Source organism: Leekyejoonella antrihumi (assembly GCF_007845645.1).
GTDB lineage: Bacteria > Actinomycetota > Actinomycetes > Actinomycetales > Dermatophilaceae > Leekyejoonella > Leekyejoonella antrihumi.
Genome location: NZ_VCQV01000009.1, coordinates 64,396 through 88,034 on the forward strand (window position 1 = coordinate 64,396; position 23,639 = coordinate 88,034).

Consider the following 23,639-nt stretch of genomic DNA (forward strand, 5'->3'; position numbering starts at 1 on the left):
CGCGGGTTTTGCCCAACACCGATGCGCCCCGGGACGGTGACCATCCTCGTTCCGACGCCGGGCTCGTAGACTGCACGCATGAGTCGAGCACTGTTTGTCACTGCCCCTGGAGACCGTTCCGTGCTCGAGGTGCGAGACCGCGATCTCGACGCGCCCTCGGCCGCAGAGGTGCAGGTGCGCGTGGGCGCCGTCGGCGTCAACTTCATCGATGTCTACAAGCGACAGGGCGTCTATCCGCAGCAGACCCCGTTCGTGCTCGGCGAAGAGGGTGCAGGCACTGTCGAAGCCGTCGGCGCCGACGTCGACGGGTTCGCCGAGGGCGACCGTGTCGCGTGGGGTCAGGCGTCGGGCAGCGCAGCGGAGGTCGTCAATGTGCCCGCCGCAGCGGTCGTTCCGGTGCCCGACGGACTGGACCTCGAGCTGGCTGCCGCCGCGATGCTGCAGGGCATGACGGCGCACTACCTGATGCGGTCCACCTGGCCGGTCCAGAAGGGCCAGATCGCGCTCGTGCATGCCGCCGCTGGGGGAGTGGGGCAGCTGCTGGTTCAGCTGATCACCGCACAGGGGGCGGAGGTTGTCGCAACGGCCGGAAGTGACGAAAAGCTCCAGACGGCACGAGCCCTCGGGGCCACGCACCTCATCAACTACCGCGAGTTCGAGGGGCGGACGGACGACCTCGCGCAGGAGGTACGTCGGGTGGCCGGCCGTGGCGTCGACGTCGCCTACGACGGTGTCGGCAAGACGACCTTCGACGCGTCGCTGAAGTCGCTGCGCCCCCGAGGAATGCTGGTGCTCTTCGGCGGTGCGAGCGGCCAGGTGCCGCCGTTCGACCTGCAGGACCTCAACAAGCACGGTTCGCTCTTCGTCACCCGCCCGACTCTGGGCTCCTACCTCTTGGACCGTGATGAGCTCACCTGGCGGGCCGGTGAGATCCTCGGCGCGCTGCGTGACGGGACGCTGAAGGTCCAGATCAGTGGTTCCTACCCGCTGGAGCAGGCGGCGCGAGCCTACGAGGCGCTCGAGGGGCGGGCGACGACGGGCAAGCTGATCCTCGTGCCTTGACGAGGTTGGCCCAGCCGATCGATGACCTGAGGTCGCGGGTCAGGCAGCCAGCAGCAGCGGTCGCAGGGGACCCCGCCGCAACCAGCCGACGAGTCCGACCAGGAGGCGCCGGAGGATGAGGCTGACCGGGATGACGACCACGATCGCGACGATGAAGGCGGCGACGACGTCGTGCGGATAGTGCGCCCCGACGTAGACCCGGCTGACTCCTTCGAGGATCGCGAGGAGCAGCGTGAGCATTCCCAGCTTGCGGTTCACGATCAGCAGCGCAATCGCGGTCGCGACAGCAAACGTGGTGTGCCCGCTGGGCATTGCGTAGTCGGTCGGCGCAGGGCACGATTCGATGATGAAGGCATGCGGCATTGAGCGGCACGGCCGCAGCTCTGCAATCTGCGACTTGATGATCTCGGTGACCAGGAACGCGACCAGCACCGCGATCGGGGCGACCAGCGCCGCCGTCATGGTGGCCGTGTCCTTGCGCCGGGAGATCCACCAGCCGACCAGCAGCAGGATGATGAACACGCCGATGCTGTAGGTGGTCCAGTCCTCGGCGGCACGGTTCAGCCACTGGGTGTGGCGGGCAAAGTTGGTGACGTCGGTGAAGATCGAGCCGTCGATGTGCGAACCGTTGTAGGCAGGCAGGTGTAGTGCCTCGTGTTGCATCGCTGCGAGAGCCTCTCATTCATGGTGTGCTGAAGGACGAGGCAACCAGCCCCGCCTGAGCGGATCCTGAGGAGCCCCTGATCAGTGGACCTGCCGGTCGTGGCCGGCCCAGTAGGGCTCCCGTAGCTTGAACTTCTGCAGCTTGCCGGTCGCCGTGCGCGGCAGCTCGTCGACGAACTCGACCCGTTTGGGGCATTTATACCCCGCCAGGTGCGCGCGGCAGTGCGCGATGAGGTCTTCCGCCGTGACCTGGTCGTCGGCGCGGACGACCAGCCCGGTCACCAGCTCGCCCCACTTCTCATCGGGTATGCCGATGACGGCGACCTCGCGCACGGCGTCGTGCGACATCAGGGCGTCCTCGACCTCGATCGAGGAGACGTTCTCGCCACCGGAGATGATCACGTCCTTCTTGCGGTCGGAGATCACGAGATAGCCGTCGTCGTCGACGTAACCACCGTCGCCCGTATGGAACCAGTTTCCTTCCTGCGCTCGGGCGGTCTCCTCGGGCTGTTGCCAGTATCCGTGCAGGTTGTGGTTGGAGGCCGTGATGACCTCGCCGGACCGATCGGCCTCGACGCGCACGCCGAGCGCCGGGGCGCCGGCACGCATCAGGCGATGTGCCTGCTCGATGCTGGGAAGCCCATCCCACTCTGCTCGAAGGCGATTGACCGTCATCAGCGGCGCCGTCTCGGTGAGCCCGTAGATCTGGATGAACTCCCAGCCCAGCTCGTCCATGACGCGCTGGATGGTGCGTGAGGGTGGGGGCGCTCCGGCCACGATGATGCGGACCTTGTCACGGCCGGGGATCTCGCCGTCCCACTTCGCGGCTGCATCGAGCGCCGCGTTCACCACGGCGGGGGCGGCGCACATGACGGTGACTCCGTGCCGCTCGACGCGGCGCAGGATCTCGGTGCCGTCGACCTGACGCAGGACGATGTGCTGCCCGCCCAGCCCGGTCACGGCATACGGCATGCCCCAGCCGTTCGCGTGGAACATCGGCAGGGTGTGCAGATAGACGTCCCGGTCGCTGAGACCGGAGTGCAGGCCGAACACCGTGGCATTCAGCCACAGGCTGCGATGCGTCAGCTGCACGCCCTTGGGCCGGGCCGTGGTCCCCGAGGTGTAGTTGATCGTCGCGGTCGCGCCCTCATCGGGATCGTCCCAGGGCCGCGGTTCGGTGTCGGGTAGGTAGAGATCGTCGTCATCACCCAGGAGGAACTTGTGCGGCGCATCCACCTTGGCCAGCACGTCCTTCAGGGACGGATCGGCATACACGACCTCGGCCCCGGACTGCCGAATGATGTAGTCCACCTCGGGCTGCGCCAGCCGGAAGTTGACCGGCACCAGGATGCGGCCCCAGGCGCTGACGCCGAAGAACGAGGTGAGCAGTCGCGCCGAGTTGTGCGAGATCACGGCCACCCGGCCACCGGCCGGCACGCCCAGCCGGTCCAGCCGGGCCGCCTGCGCGCGAGCGTTCGCGGCCAGCCGGCGGTAGGTCAGCGCGCCGATGCTCGGCGCGGGCTGGTCCGGCTCGTCGACGACACCGATGCGGTCCGGATAGACCTGCTCGGCACGATCGAGAAAGTCGCGAACAGTGAGCGGGTAGTACACCATGCACCTCCAGGGGTCCTCGTCTGACTTCGATTACATCGGACAACGGCCCGCTTGTCAGCCGTATGCCGTGCGATCCCGCCGCGTCACGGCCGGTGCCCAGACGCGGCATGTGCGCGAGCGCGGTCCACGGCGTCTCGAACCGGCCCGCGATGCACTGCTCCGTGACCTGGCACGACGCAGTCCGCGTCAAGGCCCTCCAGCGCGTCCAGCGCACTCAGTGTTCGATGCTCGTCGTGGTTGAAGAAACGCGGCAGCAGCTGAGGCCCCACGTGCCGGCTCAACGGATGCCCGGTGACCAGGGCGTCCCCGGTGATCACCACGCCCACGGACGGCAGCTGGTATGCCGTGTGGCCGGAGGTGTGTCCCGGCGTGGCCACCGGCACGGGGCGGCCGGGCACGTCGAGCGGACCATCGGTGTCGAAGGCCTGCGCGGCGGGTGCGGGCGCATCGTGCATCGCACCGGCGCGCACGATCCGGCTGGTCCACGCGATCATCCCGGGTCGCCAGAGGTTGGCAGTCAGGCGCAGCGGCGTGAGCTGCTCCAGGTAGTCGCGTCGGGCATGCGCCACCTCCGTCGAGCCGAGCAGCAGGGGAGCGCCGACGCGCTCGTGCAACCGGATCGCCGCGCCGAGGTGGTCGATGTGGGCGTGCGTGATCAGGATCGCGCGCACGTCCTCCAGGCGACGGTGGAGGGAGTGTACGGCGGCTTCGACAGCGTCGAGGTCTCCGGGGTAGCCGCTGTCCACCAGGGTCAGCTCGCTCCGGTCTCGCCACAGCACGAAGTTGACGTCGGTGCCGGCGAAGCTGAAGACGTCGTCGGCAACCTGCATACGCTGCACGCTAGGGCATCGTGCCGCGACGCCACAACGACCGTGGGATGGTTGTGCCGGTCAGGCATCGGCAGGGCCGTGAAAGAGGCCGTTCACCACGTACGACGAAGGAGGTCGCCAGATGTCCGACGAACCGGGTCCGACGCATCTCAACGTCCTGGCATCGGCACCGAGTCACCCGTACGCGTCACTGCGCCGCGTGTCCGAGTCACGGGAGGCCCGGTATGACACGGGGCGGCGCCTGCGCTTGAGCGTGCCTCGCGAGTCGCTGGGGGACTGGCAGCCCGCAGGGACCCCGGTGGCCTGATCGACCGGATCAACCGGTCTCACCAGGGGCGGCTGACCTGGCTCATCCCCACCCGGGTCGAGCGCATGGCGACGTCGCCCTACGGATTCCTGCGGGGGACCGCCGTGGTCATGGCTGCGGACCTGGCCGGTCTGCCGCGGACCGGGATACAGCCCATCATCTGCGGGGACGCGCACTTCGGGAACTTCGGGTTCTATGCGTCACCCGAACGCGACCTGGTCCTCGACCTGAACGACTTCGACGAGGCACACCCCGGGGGCTGGGAGTGGGACTTGCGCCGCCTGGCTGCGAGCGTGTGGGTCGCGGGTCGAAGCAATGGTGCGACCGAGCAGACCTGCGGCGACGCGGTGGCCGCGTGCGCCAGGGGCTACCAGCAGCCGGTCCGCTGGCTGGCGACGCAACCGCTGCTGACCAGGTCGTATGAGCGGCTCGATCTCGACCGGCTCGAGACCACCGCCGCCGATCCGTCGCTGCGCGCCCAGCTTCGGCGCGCCGCACAGCGTGCCCGGCAACGCACCAGTGACCGGGCGCTGCCACGGTTCACTCGGTCGGAGGGAGGTCAGCGGCGGATCGTCGAGGAGCCGCCGCTGATCACCAGGCTCAGCGACAGGGACGAGGCGCGTCTCGCGTGCGGCCTCGACGACTACCTGATGACGCTGACGCCGCACTGGCGACGACTGCTCGGCGGTTACACCCTCGTGGACGTCGCCCACAAGGTCGTCGGCGTAGGCAGTGTCGGGCTACGCGCCTACGTCGCCCTGCTCGAGGGCAGCAGCGCCTCGGACGTGATCTTCCTGCAGCTCAAACAGGCCCGCCGCTCGGTGCTCGGTGAGTACATTCACGGCGCAACCGCGGTCCATGACAACCAGGGCCAGCGCGTGGTCGAGTACCAGCAGGCGCTGCAGACCGTCAGTGACCCGTTGCTCGGCTGGACGCAGATCTCCGGTCGGCAGTACTACGTGCGACAGCTACGCGATATGAAGGGGTCCGTGCCGCTTGACGCCCTCGGCGCCTCCGCGATGGCGGACTACGCGGGCATCTGCGGTCAGCTCCTTGCCAAGGGGCATGCCCGCTCGAGCGGTGCGTCGCTCATCGCCGGATACATCGGCCGGTCCGACGCCCTGGAGCGGGCCATGAGCCGTTTTGCGAACCGCTATGCCGATCAGGTCGAGTCCGATCATCGGACCTTTGTCGACGCCGTGGCCCGGGGTGCGGTGACCGGCGCCTGAGACACGCATGAAGGAGGTCCTGGAGCAAGCTGCTCCAGGACCTCCTTCTACTGCGTGCTAGCGGATCAGGCAGGCAGGTGCAGGGTCTGGCCGACGAGGATCAGGTTGGGGTTGCTGACCTTGTTCACGTTGGCCATCCACAGCTGCTTCCAGTTGGAGATGCCGTGGCTCTTCGCAAGCTTCGAGAGCGTGTCACCGGACTTGACGGTGATGGTCTTGCTGCTCTGCGGGGTCTGCGCGAGGTGACGCGGCGCCTGCTGCACGGCCGGACGCTGCTCGGAACGCGACGTCGACTGCTGCGAGTGGCGCGGCGTGTAGGAGCGCTGCGTGTTGTGGTGCTCGGTGGTGGTGTGCTTGGTGTACGACTTCTGCTGCACCGGCTGCTGCGGGGCGGGGTTGTAGCTGCCCGAGCCGCCACCGTTGCCTGCGGTCAGGCCGGCCTTCACGGAGCACACCGGCCAGGCGCCGGGGCCCTGGGAGGCGAGCACGCGCTGCGCAACGGCGATCTGCTGGGCGGGGCTGGCCTGGTTCGGCATGCCGGAGCCACCGAAGGCGTGCCAGGTCTGCAGGGTGAACTGCAGGCCACCGTAGAAACCGTTGCCGGTGTTGATGCTCCAGTTGCCACCGGACTCGCACTGCGCGACACGGTCCCACACGCCACCGCTGGCGGCGTGTGCGGTGCCGGCGGCACCCATGGTCAGTCCTGCGACAGCAGCGGTGCTGGTAGCAAGCAGGGCGGCCTTACGGGTGCGGCTGTTGATTCGGTTGAGCAAGGGGATGTCCTCTCGTCGGATCCTCGGCACGACAGCACCCCGCATTCGCGAGGAGCACACAGTTGCCCGGTGATGTGGGTCACTTGCTTGTCGTGGATCCCCCGCGGCATGAGGGCGCGGGGGTGGTGAACTCGAGCTGACGTTCAGCGGCTCACCTGCACTCGAGCAGTCCTGGTTTATGCCCGAGCGCGACGGCGTTGTCATGGGTATAAGCGCAGCCCGAGACCCAAACGTTACGAGATTTCGCAGATTGTGACGTGTCTCACACGTAATGGGGGCTCACCTAGCCACATGCCACCCGCCGGACACCTCCGCCACAGGAGCACCGTCTCCGCCCGCGGAGCTACATCTCCTCGTGCACATCCGGGTCGCCTCCGAAGAGCCGTCCGTCTGCGCGGCCCAGCCCGGTGATGGCTGCTACCTCGTCGGAGGTGAGCTCGAAGCCGAAGACATCCAGGTTTTGACGCTGCCGCTCCGGGGTAGCCGACTTGGGGATCGGCAGGGAGCCGATCTGGACGTGCCAGCGCAGGATCACCTGGGCGGGGGACACCCCGTGCCGCCGCGCCGCTGTGGCCACCGGTGGCTCGTCGAACGGCGCCTGCCGCTTGCCCAGCGGGCTCCACGCCTGCGTCTGCACTCCCCGCGACGCGTTGGCCTCGCGCATCTGCACCTGTGGAAAATAGGGGTGCAGCTCGATCTGGTTGATCGTCGGCATCACCCCGCTCTCGTCCGCGACCCGGTCGAGGTGCTCCACGGTGAAGTTGCACACTCCGATGGTGCGAACCAACCCCTGCGCCTGCAGGTCCACGAGGGCGTTCCAGGCCTGCGCATACTTGTCCTGGCTCGGGTTGGGCCAGTGGATCAGATGCAGATCCAGATACTCCAGGCCCAGCCGTTCCAGCGACTCATGCGTCGAGCGGATCGCGTCGTCGTAGGCGTGATCGCGGCCGGGGATCTTGCTGGCCACCTGGATCTCGTGGCGCGGTATGCCGGATCGCCGGATGGCCTCGCCGACTTCCTCCTCGTTCTCGTAGTTCACCGCAGTGTCGAGCAGTCGGTAGCCGTTCTCAATGGCTGCGGTGATCGCCTCCACTCCGTCCGCACCCCTGAGCGGGTAGGTGCCGAATCCGACAGCAGGCAGGGTCGACCTGTCGCTGAGGGTCAGTGTTGTAGCTGCCATGTTTCCAACTTAGAAGATCGAGCGCGCTCGTCGGCGTGTCCGTGCTGCCGAACTTCCCTCGCCGACGCATGGGCGTTGCTAGCGTCGTGATCATGATCACTTCAGTGCACACGCTGGTCTACTCCGAAGACCCGGAAGCGACCCGCGCGTTCCTACGAGACGTCGTCGGCTGGAACTACACGAGGGATGAGAAGTCGGCGCCCGACTGGCTGATCTTCAAGAGCGGAGCATCCGAGGTCGGGGTGCATCCGAGGATGGGTGGGGAAGGGGCCGCCCGCTGGGAGCAGCCCGTGCACCACGAGTTGTCGCTGATGTGTGATGACATCGAGGTGACTGTCGCTGAGCTGCGCGACAGGGGAGCGGAGTTCAGCGGTGAGATCACGGACATGGGATTTGGTCGAGGCCTGTCGATGCGGCTACCGGGCGCCGGCACGATCCTGGTCTACCAACCACAGCATGCGGTGGCCTACAACCTGTGAGCCACGCAGTCTCCTTTGTCGAACTGCATCTGTCAGGCGAACTTGCGCAGAAGAGACTCACACATGGCGAAGGCGGCAGCCGGATTGGGGTGGGTGCGCCTCAGCCCGCGGCAACCCGTTGGAGCTCTTGGCGCAGGTCCGACAGTGTCGGGACACCTCGCAGTCCGTCTGGGGTGGAGTACAACCGGCAGGCCAGCGCGACGACGGCGTCGGGCTGCGCGAACGGGTCGGAGCCGTTGAGCAGGATCGTCGGGGAGCCCACAAAGCCGCGCTGCCGGGCCTGGTCAGGGGTGGCGATGACCGTGCGGGTGACGGTGGCCAGCACGCGGGCGTCTGCCACAGCGGTCGTGATCAGTGCAGCAGCATCAGTCTCATTCGGGCAGTCCGGCACGACCAGCAGCTCGATCTCTATGGTCACGGGAGGTACCTGCCGAGCCACCGGAGCTTGCCGCCGATGAACCGGTTCTGATGCCAGCCCCGACGCACCACGCCGGCGCGGAGACTACGAAACCGACTTCGGGCCAGAACCGCCGGGCCTCGCTTCCCGCCGTCCTCGATCTCCCACGCCTGCTTGTGCACGAAGTGCGCGCAGCGCAGGCACAGGTGCACCTCCGGGTGGTTGCCGAGGTGGACCATTCGGTCGGGGGCATCGACGGTGCCACAGCACCAGCACTGGATACGCCCGTCACCGGGCGGATCGATGAGGTCGACAACGGGCTCAGTGCTCATGCTTTCCAGTGTGCGCGGTCTCCCGAACTCTGAGAAGGCCGGGCGCGAAACCGTCGTCAGGTTTCGGTAGCGGCCGGCGGCCGTTTACCGGACCGCGGGTGTGACGGACACTAGGGCGCAGGACCAACGTCCTTCGAGATGCACCCAGTAGCAACCCGATCGGGTGTGATGGTGGCCCATCGACTCCGGGTCTCTGGCGCCATGGGGCGAAGCCTGCGTCCGACCGGTTGGTGCGACCATGTGCTCGGCGGCGAGGAAGGCTCGGCGCAGTTCTTCGGGCAGTGCCTCGTACGGCGAGGTCTGCGAGCGGTGCAGGGCGATCGCCTGCGCCCGTCGCTCGTAGTGCGAGCTCGTGTCGATGCGCATCGTGATGGTCTCGTCCGGGGTGCCCAGCTCTCCGAGCGCGAGATAGGGGGAGTGCGGGTCGCGACCGGCGAGCAGCTGAGCCCACTCGCGCATCAGGCGGCGGGGCAGGCAGTGCAGCCACGTGGGTATGCCGAGGTCCTGGCCCACCCGCTCTGCGGCATCGCGCACGCGCAGGTGATCGCGGTGACCGTCACGGCCGTCGAGCGTCACGAGCGCGTCGGGCCGGAAGCCGAGCACGACCTGGGACAGTCTGCGCACCAGCTCGCGAAGGGGCACACCGGTGACCGAGTCGGACGGGGCAGCGCCCGTCATACCCGAGTCGACCAGGTCGAGCAGGTGAATCTCGCTCACCCCGAGCAGGTCTGCAGCTTCACGCAGTTCAGCCTCGCGTAGCGCGGCCAGGCCTCCGGGCGGGACTGTGACGCCCTCGCGCACCTCTCCGGCCTCGCCCCGACTTGCGCAGCACACGGCGGTGGTGACGCCAGCTGCCGCGAGGTGGAGCAGGAGCGAGCCGGTGCCGAATGTCTCGTCGTCGGGGTGCGCCACGACGACGAGCACTCGAGCCGAACGATCTTGGGGCAAGGTATCGATCATGACTGCATCCCTCGTGCTGCCGCAGGGCCATATACTGCATGTTGCAGTATATGAGGAAAGGATACTGACCGTGCCACAAACTCGCAACGCCTACCCGTTGCTGGGATTGCTCAACCTGCGCAGCTGGTCGACCTATGAGCTGGCACAGCAGGTGCAGCGCAGCCTGCACTGGTTCTGGCCGACCGCCGAGCGACGCCTCTACGACGAACCCAAGCTGCTGGTCGAACTCGGGCTCGCGGAGGCAACCGAGGAGTTCACCGGCAGACGGGCGCGACGGGAGTACCGCATCACCCGCGCCGGCCGGCGCGCGCTTCGGCTGTGGATCAATGAGCCGTCGGCACCACGCACCTGCGAGTTCGAGGCACTGGCAAAGGTTTTCTTCGCAGACGCCGGAAGCATCCACCAACTGGAGAGCGTCATCGACGGAATCGCTGCCGAGTCGATCGACCGAATCAAGCAACTGGGGGAGATGCTCGAAGCGGAGGCCCCGTTCCCCAAACGCGCGCATGTGTCCGTCCTCGCCATGCAGCTCCAGCTCGAGCAGGAGGAGGGCGTGCTGCACTGGAGCCAGTGGGCCCGCACGCAGATCAAGCAGTGGCGCTCGACAAAAGACCCGGGTGACTGGCCGACGGAGGCCCTGCGCGCCGAGCTCGCCGCCCGGGCGCACCCTCGCGCGCCAGGGGAGTAGGGGACTGACCCTCGCCCACTGCGACGGTCAGCGAGCTGCAACCCGAATGATGTGATCACCGCTGGACCTGCCGCCATCCGAGGTGACAGTGGTCGTGAGGTCATAGAAGCCACTGGTTGCCGTCGACGGAATGGTGACCGTCGAGACCGGACCAGCACCGGCAGTGTCCGACGTGTGGATCGGCGTCGCCGCCGCCCGACCGCCGGGCGCGCCGCCGTTGGCCGCCTTCAATGCGGCGACATCCCGGTAGCCGACCGACAACGAGACGCCCAGTACGACCGACGCAGGCGAGTGGCCCGCACTTACGGGGTAGGACGTACGAATCCAGTGCATCTTGAACGTCTCACCCGGATGCCGCACGGCCGAGATGTCTGCTGCCGTGCAACAGCTGAACTGAACAGACTCGCCCGAGGATGCCCCGGCCGGCGTTGCATCATTCCCCGCCGAACAGCCAGCCGTGACGGCGGCCAAGACGGTCGTCGCGGCCACGAACGCAAACCCCCGGTGAGACATCATCGAACCCCTCCGTCGACCAACCGTCAGCTGTGCTCAGCCTAGACGGGCTCATCAGATTTTGAGGGTGTAACGCTGTTCGGCGCGTCGAGCCGGACCGCTGGTGCCGTCGATGCGGGCGCGACGGTGTGCCGCGCGCAGGCGAAGCTGTCCCGCGGCGGCCGGCGGTGGGCGCCGGAAGCGATCGTGTCAGCACGGATCGCCATCTACCTGCCGGCCGGGCTGCGCGAAATCCAGCTCTTCCGAAACCCGTACAGACGCAACTAATGGTTGCACATGAAGAAGTCTTTCCCACAGCCTGGAACGCAACCAATCCTTGCACACGGATGAGATGTAAACCGGAACCACCGAACGCGAGACTTACATCGAAGCAGCACCTGAGATCCTCTTCGAGGTAGTCAACAGCCCCGGCCAGGTCACGAAGTTGTGGCCGGATGAAGCCCAGGTAAGGACCGCATCGCGGCCGCCGCCGAACTGCGCGACGAGTTCACCGCCATCCGTGCAACTGCGGCACACAGGGTGCGACCTACGTGATGAGGCTGGAGTCGCGGGAGCGAATGGCAGCTCGGCCGCCCGGCGATCAAGGCGTTCAACAACATCTTCGCCAAGAGCCTTCTTGAGAACGGCGTGCCGGCGGGGACGACCCGGGTGAATTGCTCTCCCGGTCGCACGCGATCCGCTGGACGTCAGAACGGCGATCCTTCGCCTCGTTGACCATCTCGGTTTCGACCCTGTCGACAGTGGCGGACCAGGCGAATCGTGGCGACAACAGCCAGGAACGCCTGCTTACTGCCAAGATCTTTGCGTTGATTCTCTCCGGCTCGCTCTCACCGAGGCCGATCACAGTCGGATCGCCGAATTTCGCGTCGAAGAGGAGGCTCGCACCGAGCGGTCCGTCGCAGCCCAGAACCGGGGGATCGAGTCGATCATCCATCTGGTGCGATAGTGATTGGCTTACTACCGGCACCGCTGCGTATCAGTGATGGTCGTATCTGGTTGAAATCACGAGGTTCTGCGACGTAGCTGGGCTTCGGTGTAGGGGGTGTCAGTGTGGAATCTTGGCGCTGATGTACCGGCTCCAGGGTGCGGCCTCGGCGTCTGCGTGTCTCTGTGCCGCCTGGTGGGTGTAGCCGAGCGCGTCAGCAACCACGGGTGGCGGCACCTCGACGACCAGATCGGTCAGGGCCCGGTTTCGAGCGCCACGCAGGTTGATGCCGAGATCACGGAGTCTGCTCATGATGCTTGCTGGATGCAGGTGAGTTCCCGCACGGCGGCCTGGAAACAGCCACGGGCTCGTCGTGGTGGTGGTTCGCAGATTCGATCGGTGGGCGAGGTGCTGACGTAGGAGCCCGTCGAAGGGTTCCAGCACGGGCACGGGATGCTGACCGAGAAGGATGGTCATGTGTGCCTCGTCGGCTTCGATGGTTGAAGTGGGCAGCGCGGCGATCTTGACCAGTGGCTGGGCGTAGAGCAGCAGCAGCGCGCCGGCGACCCGGTAGGAGAGCATTTCACGGTCGTCGGCAAGAAGCTCCCGCAGCCAGGCGAGGCGTTGCTCCTGAGTCAGGCACGGGCTGTGCCGGGTGGGCCTGGCGTGGATCTCCAGTGTCGTGTTGATACGGGTCTTGTGGGCGAACACGATGAATGCTCGAATCAGCCACCGTGTCGTGGGGCCGCCGGCGAGCCAGGCGGTCAGGTCCTGCTGGGTGCAGGTCCCAGCGGTGCGTCCGTGCACCTCCTTCAACCAGGTGAGGAAGTCGATGGCTTGGGTGATCTCTTGCTTGGCATTATGGACAGGCCCACGCAGTGTGGAGGCAGAGGCGTCCATTCGTCGAATGTTGCGTAGGTGATGCCAGGTAGCGAATTTCGTTATTGGGCGCTTGATTTCGTCCGAGAGTCCGGACGTCTTGGTGGTGATCCATTGTTCGAAGTGGGCGAGGTAGGGGTCCCGGGTCGGTAGGAGGCCGGTCTGGACGAGGATGGCTCGCAGGTGGTCGACCTCCCGGCCACCGTCGTATGCGTCCAACCCGGCGTGAGTGATCGGGGTGGCACCGGTGGCCAGGGACGAGAGCAGGCGTTGGACCTTGGGGGAGCGCTTCCAGGTCAGGATGCTCTCCGGGCGCTGTGCGGAGCACAGTGCATCGATCAGGATCTTCATTGGTACGGGGTCGATGGTGTGATCGCTCAGCAGGAGGGAGACCAGATCGTCGCGTAGGCAGCAGCGGGCACAGGTGCCTTGTCGGTAGAACGCCCCTTCGTGATGGCACCTGGGGCAGTGGAAGTTGGTCGGGATGCCGGCGCAGTCCCCGCAGGTCGGGCCGTCGGGGAAGTCGGGCAGCCCTGGTAATAGGCGGTCTTGACCGCAGCCGGGGCAGATCCCGTAGGTATGGGTGGCGAGGGTGTAGCACGGCCCGCAGATGCGCCCTTCGGGCCACGTCGTCCGCGCCCGAGGGGTTCCATGCCCACAGCGGGAGCAGGTAATCGAGCCGTCGGCCCGAGGGCGACCACGAACCGTGTTGTGAGTGGTCAGCCCATCGGGACGCTCACCGGGCATCATCGGTGACGCGGGCGCGACGGGGTCGGGCTGCCTTGTCCAGGCCGATCACGTTATTCGGCTCCGTCCCCGTCCTGCGGGCCCGGACGTCAGCCGCGGTGACGGTGATCAGGTCGTGGGGTCCGCAGTCGAAGATGTCACAGATCGCCGCGATGACCTTCAGGTTGACTCGCTCGGGCTGCTGGTTGACCAGGCGGTATACCTGCGGCCGGGACAAGGTGATCCCGCGCTCGGCCAGCAAGGGGATCAGCTCGGTGGTGTTGTGCAGTCCGCGGGCGGCCATCAGCTCCGCAAGCCTCCATGTGTAGTCCACTTCACGTCTCATCAGCCTGGTTCTCCTTCCAGTGCAGCCTGGGTGGTCCGCTGAAGCGCGGCCCTCAATGTCGCGTTGCGGAAGTCGGAGCTGACGAACTCGTATATGCCTGTCGTCGACGCGTATTCGTGGCCCATCTGGTCTTGCACGAAAGTCGGATCCCATCCGTCCTCGATCAGGTGCGTGGCATACGAGCGGCGCAGCGAGTGCAGGTCCAGCCCGTCCGGGAAGCCCAGGTCAACGATGTAGCGCCGCAACCGGCGGATCAGCGTCGGCTCGCCGACCAGGCCGCCTCGCTCGCTGGGGAACAGGTCGAGGGTGCCTGGCTCGCCGCGGCCGTTGGCGACCCAGTCCTGGATGACGCCGGGCGTCCAGGAGAAGACCGTCAGCACACTGCGCGGTTTGTGCGGGGAGCCGCGCCTCGCCTTGCCGTACCGCACCTTGCACACCCCGAAGGCGCCGAACTGTCGAGCATGCGGGTTGGTCGCGAAGTCCACGGTCTGTAGATGGCGCAGCTCGTTGAACCGCAGCCCGTAGGAATAGGCGACCTTGAGCATGGTGGCGTCCCGGTAGGCCTGCTGCCAGCCCTTACGGCCAGAGGAGGCGACTCGGGCGACCTCGTCATCGGCATGGTCGAACAGGGTCTGCAACTCCTGCTTGCTGTACGGACGGCGACGGGGACGGCCCTCGTTGTCCTGCACATGAGCGGCGGTGTTCCACTCGAAGAACACTTGCGCCGGGTGCGTCCCGAACTGTCGCTCGCACACCCGATCCCAGCCATAGTCCGGGTTGGCGACATACGAGGTGAAGGCACGCAGCGCCGCCTGCTGGCCACGCAGCGTGGCATGACTCAGATGCTTGACCGAGCGCAGGTCGCCGAAATACTCCTCGACGTGCACCGGTGTCCAGTTCCACGGGAACTCGCCGGTGTGGTCGATGAACCGGTGCACGTACCTCGTGCGCTGGTCGATCGTGGCGAACTGCAGATTCCGGCACAGCTGCTGATTACGCCACCCAGCGAGCATCTCCTCGACGATCTGCTGCTCCGGATGCAGCAACGGGACCGCACCAACCAGACGGACCCGACCAGCCTCATCAACCGCCACCCGCAGCCTCCTCAGAAGCGTCTCACCCGATGAACTAATGATTCATCCGACGCATCATCTTGGCAAACATGCTGGTCAGCGTGTCGCGACATCCACGCGCATCCGGGCCACGACGTCAACTCAAGTCCACGCCAACGACACGTCGACGCAGGCATATCTGCAGGTCACAGGCCTACGCAACCACGAATCCAGACGAATCGTCTCGAACCAGAGGATGATTCATCAGATGAAATACGCAGAGGTTTACTTGACATAATGTAGATTATCGGCGATTCAGGGAACTGGGCTACGAGGGCTCGAAACCGGCGTTCCAATGCGGAGGCATCCCGCACTGCGGTTGAGTCGAAGGCGCCACGTACCAGGTGGCCGTGGACATCGGCCTGAACCCAACACTCTTGTATACAGCGCCCGCTGCCTCGGAGCCGAACGAGACCTTCACCCGTTCGGCACCACGTGCCGTGAGGCGCTCGACTCCTTCGCGCAGCATCGTTCCGGCGAGACCTTTACGTTGAAACTCGTCCTCGACCCGGACCGGCTCGACAAGCCCCACCTTCGTCGTGGGGTCGAACCAGTACAGCGAGTAGCCGACGATCCGTCCGTCCACGGCCTCGACAGCCAGGTCCAGCGCCGGGTCATAGAGCGAACATTCGTCCAGGCGCTGCGCCACCCCGTCACCGTTGCGATCGCGCATGGGATGCGGAGCGTCCGGCCGCTGGCTGCGATCGACGACCACGAAGCCCTCAGGGGGCGCCGTCCGGGGCGGCCTGTCGGCCGCTTCCATCCAGGCGGTGCTGTCGTGCTCGCCGGTAGCAAAACCGGCCTGCTGTGCCAGCGCGGAGCAGACTTGATCGTCATCGCGCACCGGTATCTCGAACCCGCCGGACGAATGCTTCGCAGCTTGCCCGACGGCCCGGCGCCACACCCGCTCGAGCTCGGGGCCGCGGGCTCCCGGAACGACCACCGGGTCGCATTGCCAGGGGCCCTCGCCCCAGCTCGTCAGCAGGATGCCGGCAACGGGCCCCTGGTCGTCGACCCAGAAGATCTTCTCGACCTCGTCAGACCGTCGCGGCCTCCGCGACCACCACTGCACGTCGGCGGCTTCCCAGAGGCCGGCTGTCGGGTCGGCTCGACGTGCGCGTTGCAGAAGTTCCGTCGCCAACACCTGTGTCTGATGCCCCGTTGCGCTGATCTCCCGCACTGAACCGTCGCGCCTCTCGTCCATGGTTGTACCCAATCACGCCAGGGATGCAGCCCTCCACTGAATTTACCTGGCCCGGCCCCCGTCAGCCCAGGATTCGGCGCACGGACGGCGTCCGGGTTATGGTGCTCCTGTGTCTACGACATTTTGTCGTAGACACAGGAGCACCGATCGCCCACGACCGCGACGACGCGAACCCAACAGGACTGGTCAAAGTGAAACTCGATCCCCGCAACGTATTCCGCACCATCGCGTTTGCCGAGGCGGTGTCCTGGGCGTGCCTGCTGATCGCCATGTACATCAAGTACGGGCCGGCCGACAACCCGACTGGCGTGAAGATCTTCGGGATGATCCACGGGATCCTCTTCCTCAGCTACCTGGCCACCGTGCTGTTCGTCCGTGATCGATTCCGGTGGAGCGCCAAGACACTCGTGCTGGCCGCCTTATCCGCCATCCCACCCTTTTGCACAGCCGTCTTCGAGGTCCTCGCCGACCGACGGGGACTGCTGACCGAGTCCCCCACGCCATCGCCGGAATACGCATCAGTCGACCGCTAGTCCCGCATCAGCTGGCGGATGAATCGCGTTGAGCGATCACGCAGCTCGGCGACTCGCAGGTTGATCCAGAACTGACGCTCCGCATCGTCCGTACTGTTCATCTCGGTGATCTTCGGGGCTCGGCGCGCATTGGCGGAGCATCGAAAGTCCGAGCAGATCACCGTGCCGATGGTGTTCCCCTGCCGACCCGACGCACCGGCCCGGGGTGCGACGTAGAAGGTCGCGGAGTCGCCTTCGTGGACATCCTGGCACCAGGCGCAGAGGATGCGGCGCCGGGACGTCGACTCGGGCTTGCGAAGCAGCACGCACACGAGCTCGTCGTCGATCTCCATGGCAACGTAGGCGAGCAGCGGCCGCCGCGCATCAGGCCAGCCGAAGTAATCGAGACTCGACCAGTCCGGAGCGGACAGGTCGGGAAGCTCTGCCCGCTTCGTCTGACCGCGGGTGGCGTTGATGAAGGAGTCACGAATCATGTTTTCCGACAGTGGTATCACAGCGTTCCAATCAGGTTGAGGTACAGCTCGCAGACCCGAACGCGCGTCTCGTCGACGTCGATGACCGTTCAGGTGGCGCAGCGGGCAGGAGGGCATGCGTAGCCCGCGAAGTCGGCCCAACGGGCCGCCCCACATTCCGCGATGCCCTGATGCATGCGCTGCTCCTCACCTGACAGGTTGACCATCCGATACTACGACGAATGCGCCATCGACGAGCACCGGGACCGTTTGTGATGCGTTCAGCTCGGCCGCGACATCCACGTCGGACCTGAACCCACGGGCGCAGAGCTCGCGGCCCCCAGCACAGTCCCTCAGCCACTCCCGCAGTCTCCCCCGGCCCGATTCGAAGAGCCCAACAGCGGCCAGGGCCTCGGGACTCATGCGATCGCCGTGGCCACCGGAAACCAGGGCGGAGAGGATCGCGCCGGCGCCCAGCTGGTCCTCGAGCGCCGGACGTAGCGAGCCGTCACCTCCCCATCGCTCCCCCGCGGCAATGAGCGCGACCGAGCGATCACGGCCGAGCTGAGGCGCCAGCCAGTGCGCCACGGCATCGGCGTTCCGCAGACTGCCGATGACCACGCGGGCACCGTCGTGCTGCAGCACGACGGCGATCGTTGAGCCGTTTGGCGACGGAAGCACCAGGCGATCAGGCATGGGGGCAAGGGACAGCAGACCCGACGGCGACAACGATGGCGTCCTCGCACCACCCGCAACCACCGACTCGAGCCGGCCGACAGCAAGCACCGCGCCGTGCTCGTCAGCGAACGCCTGCGCTCTGCCGTCGTGCCAGCGGAAGGGATAGACCCGTGTCCCGCGCTCGACCGCAATGCACACGGTCGTGGAGAAGCTCAGGACATCCACCACCACGGCCACCTCGGCCCGGACTGCTTGTGCGCCGATGGGGCCCCAATCGAGACGCAGCTGGTAGTCGCCCTGCCCGAATGGATCGGTCACCGGCCGACCCTGGTGCTCATGTGGACGTAGTCCGCCAGGTGCTGCCCCGTCAGGGTCGACCGGTCGGCTACCAGATCGGCTGGGGTTCCTTCGAAAACGACTCGGCCGCCCTCATGCCCGGCGCCAGGACCGAGGTCGATGATCCAGTCCGCACGTGCCATGACCGCCTGGTGGTGTTCGATCACGATCACTGACTTGCCAGTGTCCACCAACCGATCCAACAGGCCGAGCAACTGATCGATATCCGCGAGGTGCAGTCCGGCCGTTGGTTCGTCGAGCACGTAGATGCCACCCTTGTCGCCCAGATGCGCGGCGAGCTTGAGCCGCTGACGCTCACCGCCGGACAGGGTGGTCAGCGGCTGACCTACGGTGAGATATCCCAGTCCGACGTCCACCAGCCGCACGAGAACCCTGTGCGCTGCAGGCAGGTTGCCCTCCCCCTCGGCGAAGAACGCCGCCGCCTCGTCCACCGACATCGTGAGCACGTCGGCGATGTTTCGTCCGCCGAAGGTGTACTCGAGAACAGCGGCCTGATACCGCCTGCCCTCGCACTCCTGGCAGGTGCTGGCGACACCTGCCATCATGCCCAGATCGGTGTAGATCACCCCGGCGCCATTGCATCCTGGGCATGCGCCTTCCGAATTTGCACTGAACAGAGCCGGCTTGACACCATTCTCGTTGGCAAACGCCTTTCGGATCGCATCCAGTAGGCCGGTGTATGTCGCGGGGTTGCTGCGTCGGGAGCCGCGAATCGGAGTCTGATCGACCAAGACCACACCATCCCGTCCGGCGACGGATTGCTCGATCAGTGAGCTCTTGCCGGAGCCCGCAACCCCAGTCACCACGACCAGCAGCCCGAGTGGGATGTCGACGTCGACATCCTGCAGATTGTGCGCATTCGCGTTGCGGATCTCGATCGTGCCGGTCGGGTCGCGCACCGCATCCTTGAGCTGCGCACGGTCGTCGAGGTGTCGACCCGTGACGGTGTCGCTGGCGCGCAGCCCGTCGATGCTGCCTTCAAAACAGATGCTGCCGCCATGCACCCCGGCGCCAGGGCCGAGGTCGACGACATGATCGGCAATCGCCATCACCTCCGGCTTGTGCTCGACCACAAGCACCGTGTTGCCCTTGTCGCGCAGCCGGATCAATAGCTCGTTCATCCGTTGAATATCGTGTGGATGCAGGCCGATCGTGGGCTCATCGAAGATATAGGTGACGTCGGTGAGGGAGGAGCCGAGATGACCGATCATCTTCACCCGTTGTGCCTCGCCGCCCGACAGCGTGCCCGAGCCCCGATTGAGCGATAGATAACCCAGCCCGATCTTCACGAATGAGTCGAGCGTCTCCCCCAGCGACTTCAACAACGGCAGAAAGGCCGGCTCGTCAAGGTCACGCACCCAGTCCGCCAGATCACTGATCTGCATCGCACACGCGTCGGCGATGCTCACGCCGTTGATCTTTGCAGAGCGCGCCTCCGCCGTGAGCCGGGTCCCCTGACACTCCGGGCAGCTGCCGAAGGTGATCGCCCGGTCGACGAACGCTCTGATGTGCGGCTGCATCGCCTCCCGGTCCTTCGAGAGCATCGACTTCTGGATCTTGGGGATCAACCCTTCATAGGTCAGGTTGATGCCGTCGACCTTGATCTTGGTCGGCTTCTTGTAGAGCAGGTCGCTCAGCTCACGCTTGGTGAACGTGCGGATCGGCTTGTCCGGGTCGAAGTAGCCACAGCCCTTGAAGATTCGCCCGTACCAGCCGTCCATGCTGTAGCCCGGAACGGTCAGCGCACCGTCATTGAGCGACAGGTTGTCGTCATAGAGCGCGGTCAGGTCGAAGTCGGACACTGACCCGCGGCCCTCGCACCGTGGACACATCCCGCCGGTGACGCTGAAGCTGCGCCGCTCCTTCACCTGCTGCCCTGCGCGCGTTGTCGTGACGGCGCCCGCACCGCTGATGGACGCGACATTGAACGAGAAGGCCTGAGGCGAGCCGATGTGCGGCTGCGCCAGCCGGCTGAACAGGATCCGCAGCATCGCCCCGGTGTCGGTGGCGGTGCCGACCGTGGAGCGAGGGTCCGAGCCCATCCGTTGCTGATCGACGACGATCGCAGTCGTGAGCCCGTCGAGCAGGTCCACCTCCGGCCGGGACAGCGTCGGCATGAACCCCTGCAGGAAGGCGCTGTAGGTCTCGTTGATCAGCCGCTGGGACTCGGCAGCGATCGTGCCGAACACCAGCGAGCTCTTGCCCGACCCGGAGACCCCCGTGAACACGGTGAGCCGACGCTTCGGGAGCTCGAGCCGAATGTCCTTGAGATTGTTCTCACGCGCGCCACGCACACGGATCAGGTCGTGACCATCGGCCGCATGCGGATCGGGGGCTTGTCCACTCTTCGCGGCGGCCTTCGTCATGTGCGCTCCAGGTAGTCGGCGGACTCGGTTGTCGCAGTCTTTCAGTCGTCGGGCAGTCTTTCAGTCGTCGGGCAGCGACGCGAAGTCGCGCTTGACCGAGCGGTACCACCCCATCCCGGCCAGGGGATTCTTCCACCGGCCCTGCATCGACTTCAGCGCATTCCGATGTGTCTCGTCGCCGCTTGCGACCATATCCTTCAGATGTTGGTCCTGCGCCTTGATGACATCGTTGGCACTCTTTCCCTGCAGCCTCAGATCGCAGGGGCCACCGAGCTGTTCACACGTCATCGTCTTCATCTCATATCACTTCCTGTCGTCGTGTCGTCGTAATTTCAGTCCACCTGCCGAATGCGGATCAGGTTGCCGGCCGGATCACGGAAGGCACAGTCGCGCATGCCGTATGGCTGGTCGGTCGGCTCCTGCACGACCTCCGCGTCGCTGGCCTGCACCTTCTCGAACGTTCCGTCAAGATCCTTAGTTGCCAGGAGGATCCAGCCAAACGTGCCCTTGGCCATCATCTCCATGATCATTCGACGCTCGTCGTCCGTGATGCCGGGATCCATGGCGGGCGGTGCCAGCAGGATGGACATGTCGGGCTGGCCTACGGGCCCGACGGTGATCCAGCGCATCTTGTCCCTGCCGACGTCGCTTCGGACCTCGAATCCGAGGATGTCCCGGTAGAAGATCAACGATGCGTCGGGGTCGTCATGGGGAAGGGCGGTCGTGTGAATGGTGATGTCCATGACCGTCACGCTAGTCGTGCCGCAGGACCGGCGCTTCTTGATTCCTGATCGGTCTGGTGACCTGCTTCTCCACGCATGGCGGCACGCCGTCCGGCGCCTGTGCCGCCTCGCGCCGATAGGAGCTGGGCGGCATACCGACCAGCTCGGTGAAGCGGGTGCTGAAGGTGCCCAAGGATGAGGACCCGACGGCGAAGCACACCTCGGTCACGCTCAGCTCGCCGCGGCGGAGCAGCGCCATCGCCCGCTCGATACGCCGGGTCATCAGGTAGGCGTAGGGCGACTCACCATAGGCGGCCCGGAACTGTCGACTCAGGTGCCCTGCCGACAGGTGCACTCCCCTGGCGAGCTCCTCGACATCCAGCGGCTGCGCGTATTCCCGGTCGATCCGGTCTCGGACTCGCCGCAGCCGCGCAAGATCGGCGAGGCGCTGAGAGGAGGACGATCCCATGGTCACGGGACAGCAGCGAACGCGCGCACTGAGAAGGTCGCCAGGCCACGGATGGCCGGCGGTACGGCGGTGAACGATGCACCTGTTCTCGGCAGGCGATGCAGCTCGCAGAGGTGTTCGACGACCGGGATTTGCGCGGCAAGCAGAGTGGTGTGTGCGGGCCGTTCTCCACCTGTCGTGTCGTCGATGTTGACCGAATCGATCCCGACAAGAACAGCCCCGCCGTCGACCAGGGCGGCGGCACCGGGCCCGGTCAAATGCGGGTGGACACTGTCGCCGTACCGGGCAGTGCCCCAATGACCATCCCAGCCCGTGCGCAGCAGGACCGCAGCGCCGCGCACGGCCGTTGTGTCGAGGTCGTCCGGTCCGATCGGACCGGTCCCGACGTCCAGCACCACCGCTGGAAGGTTCGCGCAGCGTTCTAAGGGCAACGCGGACAGATCGTGCCCGTCGCGGTAGCGGTGAGCGGGCGTGTCCAGGTACGTACCGGTGTTGCCGACCATGTCGATGCGGCCGATCGCGAACTCGGTCCCTTCCGCATACACGGTCGTTGACTGCTCGAAGCTGAGATGATCTTCGATCATCGGCCCAGGTAGGCCGGGGTAGGTGATCATCCCATCTTCGATCACGTGGCTGAGGTCGACGAGGCGCATGTCCAGATCATTCCGCACTCTGTCTGCTGGGCTCCGGTCGGGCAAGGCACTAAACAGTCGACCAGACCTTGCACCTCGAGACCTCGCCTGACTCCGGCCGTCGAGATCGCAATTTTGGACTCTACCCGTCAACGAGATCGCAATTCTCTGCCCTTCCACCCTGTTTTAAGGCGAAGAACTGCGATCTCGACGACACGCGCGCCAGTCGCGGCCGCCGCGACGGGGTCTCAGCTGCGGTCCACGGTTCCGCCGACCAGAACCGCGGGAGGCAGTGGCGGCCGTCATGCCATCAGCCATCCGTTTCTCGCAAACCAGTGGCGTTAACCACGCGGCAAGAAGACCTCCGTCCGATCGAGCCAGCCAAACGGCCGGGTCGTCCTCGGGCAATCTGGGGCATGATTGGGTGCGTGCGGCTTTACCTGTCCTCCTACCAGTTGGGGAACCATCCGGAGTTGTTCTCCGCACTCGTGCGCGGAGAGAGACGCGGCTGGGTCGTGATGAACGCGCTGGACGGTCTCGACAATGCCCGCCGCATCGCGGACACGCAAACACAGATCGACAATCTTGCATCGATCGGCCTCATCGCCGAGAATCTCGACCTGCGCGATCTCACCCCCTCTGAGATCCGGGACGTATTCGGGCAGCCCGACTTCGTCTGGGTCAGGGGCGGCAACGTGTTCACCCTGCGCATGGCGATGGCGCGCTCGGGTCTCGATGACGTCATTGTCGAAGGGCTCGCCACTGATGACTTCGTGTACGCCGGATTCAGTGCCGGTCCGTGCGTTTTGGCGCCCAGCCTGGCCGGGTTGGAACTGTGCGATTCCCCCAGCGACTGCCGCGCCGTGTACGGCGACGTCCGCTTCGACGGCCTGGCAGTTCTCGATCGGCCGGTGGTGCCCCACCTCTGTTCCCCTGCCCATCCGGAGACCGAGATCCTGGCTACCGTCGCGGCACGTTACGAAACCGAGCGGCGCCCGTTCTGGGCTCTGCGGGATGGACAGGCACTCATCGTCGACGGATCAACTTCACGCATTCGAAGCTGATCACGCACCTCTCGGGCAGGTCCGCAGACCGACATCCACGGCTAAAGCCTTGTAAATGAGTCGCATTCTCCGCGAACCATCTCTACGCCCGAGACTTCCTGCGTCGTTTCCGATCTGTGAGGTTGACATGCGAGCAACAACTTCCGC

The 23,639-nt window shown here is 66.0% G+C and carries 27 protein-coding genes; 7 read left to right on the forward strand and 20 right to left on the reverse strand.

All coding sequences use genetic code 11. The annotated features are described in order from the left end of the window. The first annotated feature begins 78 nt into the window (after positions 1 to 78). Positions 79 to 1,062, forward strand: a complete 984-nt coding sequence (locus FGL98_RS08645) for a quinone oxidoreductase family protein (protein WP_146316358.1) — start codon at positions 79 to 81, stop codon at positions 1,060 to 1,062. Positions 1,063 to 1,101: 39 nt separating this feature from the next. Here the strand turns inward: FGL98_RS08645 and FGL98_RS08650 are convergent, their stop codons facing one another. The 3 genes from FGL98_RS08650 to FGL98_RS08660 all read right to left on the reverse strand — a co-directional run bounded on the left by FGL98_RS08650 (position 1,102) and on the right by FGL98_RS08660 (position 4,169). Beyond that, positions 1,102 to 1,725, reverse strand: coding sequence for a phosphatase PAP2 family protein (locus FGL98_RS08650; RefSeq protein WP_146316359.1), 624 nt, complete (start codon positions 1,723 to 1,725; stop codon positions 1,102 to 1,104). Between the two features lie 81 nt (positions 1,726 to 1,806). After that, positions 1,807 to 3,339 carry an AMP-binding protein gene (locus FGL98_RS08655; RefSeq protein ID WP_246136444.1) on the reverse strand — a complete coding sequence of 511 codons (1,533 nt, stop codon included), beginning with the start codon at positions 3,337 to 3,339 and terminating at the stop codon, positions 1,807 to 1,809. Positions 3,340 to 3,422: 83 nt separating this feature from the next. Beyond that, positions 3,423 to 4,169 (reverse strand): MBL fold metallo-hydrolase, encoded by a 747-nt coding sequence (locus FGL98_RS08660; RefSeq protein ID WP_146316360.1) that lies wholly within the window; start codon positions 4,167 to 4,169, stop codon positions 3,423 to 3,425. Positions 4,170 to 4,290: 121 nt separating this feature from the next. On the opposite strand from FGL98_RS08660, the gene FGL98_RS25790 reads away from it, so the two are divergent. Both FGL98_RS25790 and FGL98_RS08665 read left to right on the forward strand, forming a co-directional pair. After that, positions 4,291 to 4,476, forward strand: a complete 186-nt coding sequence (locus FGL98_RS25790) for a hypothetical protein (RefSeq protein ID WP_222432074.1) — start codon at positions 4,291 to 4,293, stop codon at positions 4,474 to 4,476. Positions 4,477 to 4,541: 65 nt separating this feature from the next. Next, entirely contained in the window at positions 4,542 to 5,705 is a 1,164-nt protein-coding gene (locus tag FGL98_RS08665; protein ID WP_222432075.1) for a DUF2252 domain-containing protein, read from the forward strand. 65 nt (positions 5,706 to 5,770) lie between these two features. Here FGL98_RS08665 and FGL98_RS08670 read toward each other — a convergent pair whose 3' ends face one another. Both FGL98_RS08670 and FGL98_RS08675 read right to left on the reverse strand, forming a co-directional pair. Continuing rightward, a complete protein-coding gene (locus FGL98_RS08670; RefSeq protein WP_246136445.1) occupies positions 5,771 to 6,508 on the reverse strand; it encodes a transglycosylase family protein in 738 nt (245 codons plus the stop codon). A gap of 313 nt (positions 6,509 to 6,821) precedes the next feature. Next, entirely contained in the window at positions 6,822 to 7,658 is an 837-nt protein-coding gene (locus tag FGL98_RS08675; protein WP_146316362.1) for an aldo/keto reductase, read from the reverse strand. 92 nt (positions 7,659 to 7,750) lie between these two features. Here FGL98_RS08675 and FGL98_RS08680 point away from each other — a divergent pair, with 92 nt between their 5' ends. After that, positions 7,751 to 8,137, forward strand: coding sequence for a VOC family protein (locus FGL98_RS08680; RefSeq protein WP_146316363.1), 387 nt, complete (start codon positions 7,751 to 7,753; stop codon positions 8,135 to 8,137). A 100-nt stretch (positions 8,138 to 8,237) separates the two neighbouring features. Here the strand turns inward: FGL98_RS08680 and FGL98_RS08685 are convergent, their stop codons facing one another. The 3 genes from FGL98_RS08685 to FGL98_RS08695 all read right to left on the reverse strand — a co-directional run bounded on the left by FGL98_RS08685 (position 8,238) and on the right by FGL98_RS08695 (position 9,826). After that, positions 8,238 to 8,555 (reverse strand): thioredoxin domain-containing protein, encoded by a 318-nt coding sequence (locus FGL98_RS08685; protein ID WP_246136446.1) that lies wholly within the window; start codon positions 8,553 to 8,555, stop codon positions 8,238 to 8,240. Further along, positions 8,552 to 8,866 (reverse strand): hypothetical protein, encoded by a 315-nt coding sequence (locus FGL98_RS08690; RefSeq protein WP_146316364.1) that lies wholly within the window; start codon positions 8,864 to 8,866, stop codon positions 8,552 to 8,554. The genes FGL98_RS08685 and FGL98_RS08690 overlap by 4 nt, the downstream gene beginning before the upstream one ends. A gap of 84 nt (positions 8,867 to 8,950) precedes the next feature. After that, a complete protein-coding gene (locus FGL98_RS08695; protein WP_146316365.1) occupies positions 8,951 to 9,826 on the reverse strand; it encodes a PIG-L deacetylase family protein in 876 nt (291 codons plus the stop codon). A 70-nt stretch (positions 9,827 to 9,896) separates the two neighbouring features. Between FGL98_RS08695 and FGL98_RS08700 the strand changes: the two genes are divergently transcribed. Then, on the forward strand, positions 9,897 to 10,514 hold the full coding sequence (locus FGL98_RS08700) for a PadR family transcriptional regulator (protein ID WP_186526061.1): 618 nt from the start codon (positions 9,897 to 9,899) through the stop codon (positions 10,512 to 10,514). A gap of 27 nt (positions 10,515 to 10,541) precedes the next feature. Here the strand turns inward: FGL98_RS08700 and FGL98_RS08705 are convergent, their stop codons facing one another. The 5 genes from FGL98_RS08705 to FGL98_RS08725 all read right to left on the reverse strand — a co-directional run bounded on the left by FGL98_RS08705 (position 10,542) and on the right by FGL98_RS08725 (position 16,219). Continuing rightward, a complete protein-coding gene (locus FGL98_RS08705) occupies positions 10,542 to 11,030 on the reverse strand; it encodes a hypothetical protein (protein WP_146316367.1) in 489 nt (162 codons plus the stop codon). A gap of 1,042 nt (positions 11,031 to 12,072) precedes the next feature. Next, positions 12,073 to 13,182: a recombinase XerD gene (locus FGL98_RS08710; RefSeq protein ID WP_246136447.1), complete on the reverse strand. Its 1,110-nt coding sequence runs from the start codon at positions 13,180 to 13,182 to the stop codon at positions 12,073 to 12,075. 385 nt (positions 13,183 to 13,567) lie between these two features. Further along, complete coding sequence (locus tag FGL98_RS08715; RefSeq protein ID WP_146316368.1) at positions 13,568 to 13,903, reverse strand: helix-turn-helix domain-containing protein; 336 nt, start codon at positions 13,901 to 13,903, stop codon at positions 13,568 to 13,570. Beyond that, the gene (locus FGL98_RS08720; RefSeq protein WP_146316369.1) at positions 13,903 to 14,997 is read right to left on the reverse strand and encodes a tyrosine-type recombinase/integrase; all 1,095 of its coding nucleotides are present in this window, start codon (positions 14,995 to 14,997) and stop codon (positions 13,903 to 13,905) included. The genes FGL98_RS08715 and FGL98_RS08720 overlap by 1 nt, the downstream gene beginning before the upstream one ends. 286 nt (positions 14,998 to 15,283) lie before the next feature. Further along, a complete protein-coding gene (locus FGL98_RS08725) occupies positions 15,284 to 16,219 on the reverse strand; it encodes a GNAT family N-acetyltransferase (RefSeq protein WP_146316370.1) in 936 nt (311 codons plus the stop codon). 191 nt (positions 16,220 to 16,410) lie between these two features. Here FGL98_RS08725 and FGL98_RS08730 point away from each other — a divergent pair, with 191 nt between their 5' ends. Further along, complete coding sequence (locus FGL98_RS08730) at positions 16,411 to 16,752, forward strand: DUF3817 domain-containing protein (RefSeq protein ID WP_246136448.1); 342 nt, start codon at positions 16,411 to 16,413, stop codon at positions 16,750 to 16,752. Here FGL98_RS08730 and FGL98_RS08735 read toward each other — a convergent pair. The 7 genes from FGL98_RS08735 to FGL98_RS08765 all read right to left on the reverse strand — a co-directional run bounded on the left by FGL98_RS08735 (position 16,749) and on the right by FGL98_RS08765 (position 22,449). Further along, a complete protein-coding gene (locus FGL98_RS08735; protein ID WP_246136449.1) occupies positions 16,749 to 17,225 on the reverse strand; it encodes an FBP domain-containing protein in 477 nt (158 codons plus the stop codon). The genes FGL98_RS08730 and FGL98_RS08735 overlap by 4 nt on opposite strands. A 186-nt stretch (positions 17,226 to 17,411) precedes the next feature. Then, positions 17,412 to 18,200 (reverse strand): 2-phosphosulfolactate phosphatase, encoded by a 789-nt coding sequence (locus FGL98_RS08740; protein WP_146316373.1) that lies wholly within the window; start codon positions 18,198 to 18,200, stop codon positions 17,412 to 17,414. Then, positions 18,197 to 20,605 carry an ATP-binding cassette domain-containing protein gene (locus tag FGL98_RS08745; protein WP_146316374.1) on the reverse strand — a complete coding sequence of 803 codons (2,409 nt, stop codon included), beginning with the start codon at positions 20,603 to 20,605 and terminating at the stop codon, positions 18,197 to 18,199. Before FGL98_RS08745 ends, FGL98_RS08740 begins: the two co-directional genes overlap by 4 nt. Positions 20,606 to 20,665: 60 nt before the next feature. Then, positions 20,666 to 20,902: a hypothetical protein gene (locus FGL98_RS08750; RefSeq protein ID WP_146316375.1), complete on the reverse strand. Its 237-nt coding sequence runs from the start codon at positions 20,900 to 20,902 to the stop codon at positions 20,666 to 20,668. 35 nt (positions 20,903 to 20,937) lie between these two features. Further along, positions 20,938 to 21,348 (reverse strand): VOC family protein, encoded by a 411-nt coding sequence (locus FGL98_RS08755; protein WP_146316376.1) that lies wholly within the window; start codon positions 21,346 to 21,348, stop codon positions 20,938 to 20,940. A gap of 10 nt (positions 21,349 to 21,358) precedes the next feature. Continuing rightward, on the reverse strand, positions 21,359 to 21,796 hold the full coding sequence (locus tag FGL98_RS08760) for a helix-turn-helix transcriptional regulator (RefSeq protein WP_222432076.1): 438 nt from the start codon (positions 21,794 to 21,796) through the stop codon (positions 21,359 to 21,361). A gap of 2 nt (positions 21,797 to 21,798) precedes the next feature. Continuing rightward, entirely contained in the window at positions 21,799 to 22,449 is a 651-nt protein-coding gene (locus tag FGL98_RS08765) for a cyclase family protein (RefSeq protein ID WP_146316378.1), read from the reverse strand. 407 nt (positions 22,450 to 22,856) lie between these two features. On the opposite strand from FGL98_RS08765, the gene FGL98_RS08770 reads away from it, so the two are divergent. Further along, positions 22,857 to 23,492, forward strand: coding sequence for a Type 1 glutamine amidotransferase-like domain-containing protein (locus FGL98_RS08770; protein ID WP_186526063.1), 636 nt, complete (start codon positions 22,857 to 22,859; stop codon positions 23,490 to 23,492). Positions 23,493 to 23,639 lie beyond the last annotated feature (147 nt).

What these genes read in the sequence shown, in the direction of transcription:
- FGL98_RS08645 (WP_146316358.1), top strand. Translation starts at nt 79, where the DNA reads ATGAGTCGAGCACTGTTTGTCACTGCCCCTGGAGACCGTTCCGTGCTC.
- FGL98_RS08650 (WP_146316359.1), bottom strand. Translation starts at nt 1,725, where the DNA reads ATGCAACACGAGGCACTACACCTGCCTGCCTACAACGGTTCGCACATC.
- FGL98_RS08655 (WP_246136444.1), bottom strand. Translation starts at nt 3,339, where the DNA reads ATGGTGTACTACCCGCTCACTGTTCGCGACTTTCTCGATCGTGCCGAG.
- FGL98_RS08660 (WP_146316360.1), bottom strand. Translation starts at nt 4,169, where the DNA reads ATGCAGGTTGCCGACGACGTCTTCAGCTTCGCCGGCACCGACGTCAAC.
- FGL98_RS25790 (WP_222432074.1), top strand. Translation starts at nt 4,291, where the DNA reads ATGTCCGACGAACCGGGTCCGACGCATCTCAACGTCCTGGCATCGGCA.
- FGL98_RS08665 (WP_222432075.1), top strand. Translation starts at nt 4,542, where the DNA reads ATGGCGACGTCGCCCTACGGATTCCTGCGGGGGACCGCCGTGGTCATG.
- FGL98_RS08675 (WP_146316362.1), bottom strand. Translation starts at nt 7,658, where the DNA reads ATGGCAGCTACAACACTGACCCTCAGCGACAGGTCGACCCTGCCTGCT.
- FGL98_RS08680 (WP_146316363.1), top strand. Translation starts at nt 7,751, where the DNA reads ATGATCACTTCAGTGCACACGCTGGTCTACTCCGAAGACCCGGAAGCG.
- FGL98_RS08690 (WP_146316364.1), bottom strand. Translation starts at nt 8,866, where the DNA reads ATGAGCACTGAGCCCGTTGTCGACCTCATCGATCCGCCCGGTGACGGG.
- FGL98_RS08695 (WP_146316365.1), bottom strand. Translation starts at nt 9,826, where the DNA reads ATGATCGATACCTTGCCCCAAGATCGTTCGGCTCGAGTGCTCGTCGTC.
- FGL98_RS08705 (WP_146316367.1), bottom strand. Translation starts at nt 11,030, where the DNA reads ATGATGTCTCACCGGGGGTTTGCGTTCGTGGCCGCGACGACCGTCTTG.
- FGL98_RS08710 (WP_246136447.1), bottom strand. Translation starts at nt 13,182, where the DNA reads ATGAAGATCCTGATCGATGCACTGTGCTCCGCACAGCGCCCGGAGAGC.
- FGL98_RS08715 (WP_146316368.1), bottom strand. Translation starts at nt 13,903, where the DNA reads ATGAGACGTGAAGTGGACTACACATGGAGGCTTGCGGAGCTGATGGCC.
- FGL98_RS08725 (WP_146316370.1), bottom strand. Translation starts at nt 16,219, where the DNA reads ATGGACGAGAGGCGCGACGGTTCAGTGCGGGAGATCAGCGCAACGGGG.
- FGL98_RS08735 (WP_246136449.1), bottom strand. Translation starts at nt 17,225, where the DNA reads ATGATTCGTGACTCCTTCATCAACGCCACCCGCGGTCAGACGAAGCGG.
- FGL98_RS08745 (WP_146316374.1), bottom strand. Translation starts at nt 20,605, where the DNA reads ATGACGAAGGCCGCCGCGAAGAGTGGACAAGCCCCCGATCCGCATGCG.
- FGL98_RS08750 (WP_146316375.1), bottom strand. Translation starts at nt 20,902, where the DNA reads ATGAAGACGATGACGTGTGAACAGCTCGGTGGCCCCTGCGATCTGAGG.
- FGL98_RS08755 (WP_146316376.1), bottom strand. Translation starts at nt 21,348, where the DNA reads ATGGACATCACCATTCACACGACCGCCCTTCCCCATGACGACCCCGAC.
- FGL98_RS08760 (WP_222432076.1), bottom strand. Translation starts at nt 21,796, where the DNA reads ATGGGATCGTCCTCCTCTCAGCGCCTCGCCGATCTTGCGCGGCTGCGG.
- FGL98_RS08765 (WP_146316378.1), bottom strand. Translation starts at nt 22,449, where the DNA reads ATGCGCCTCGTCGACCTCAGCCACGTGATCGAAGATGGGATGATCACC.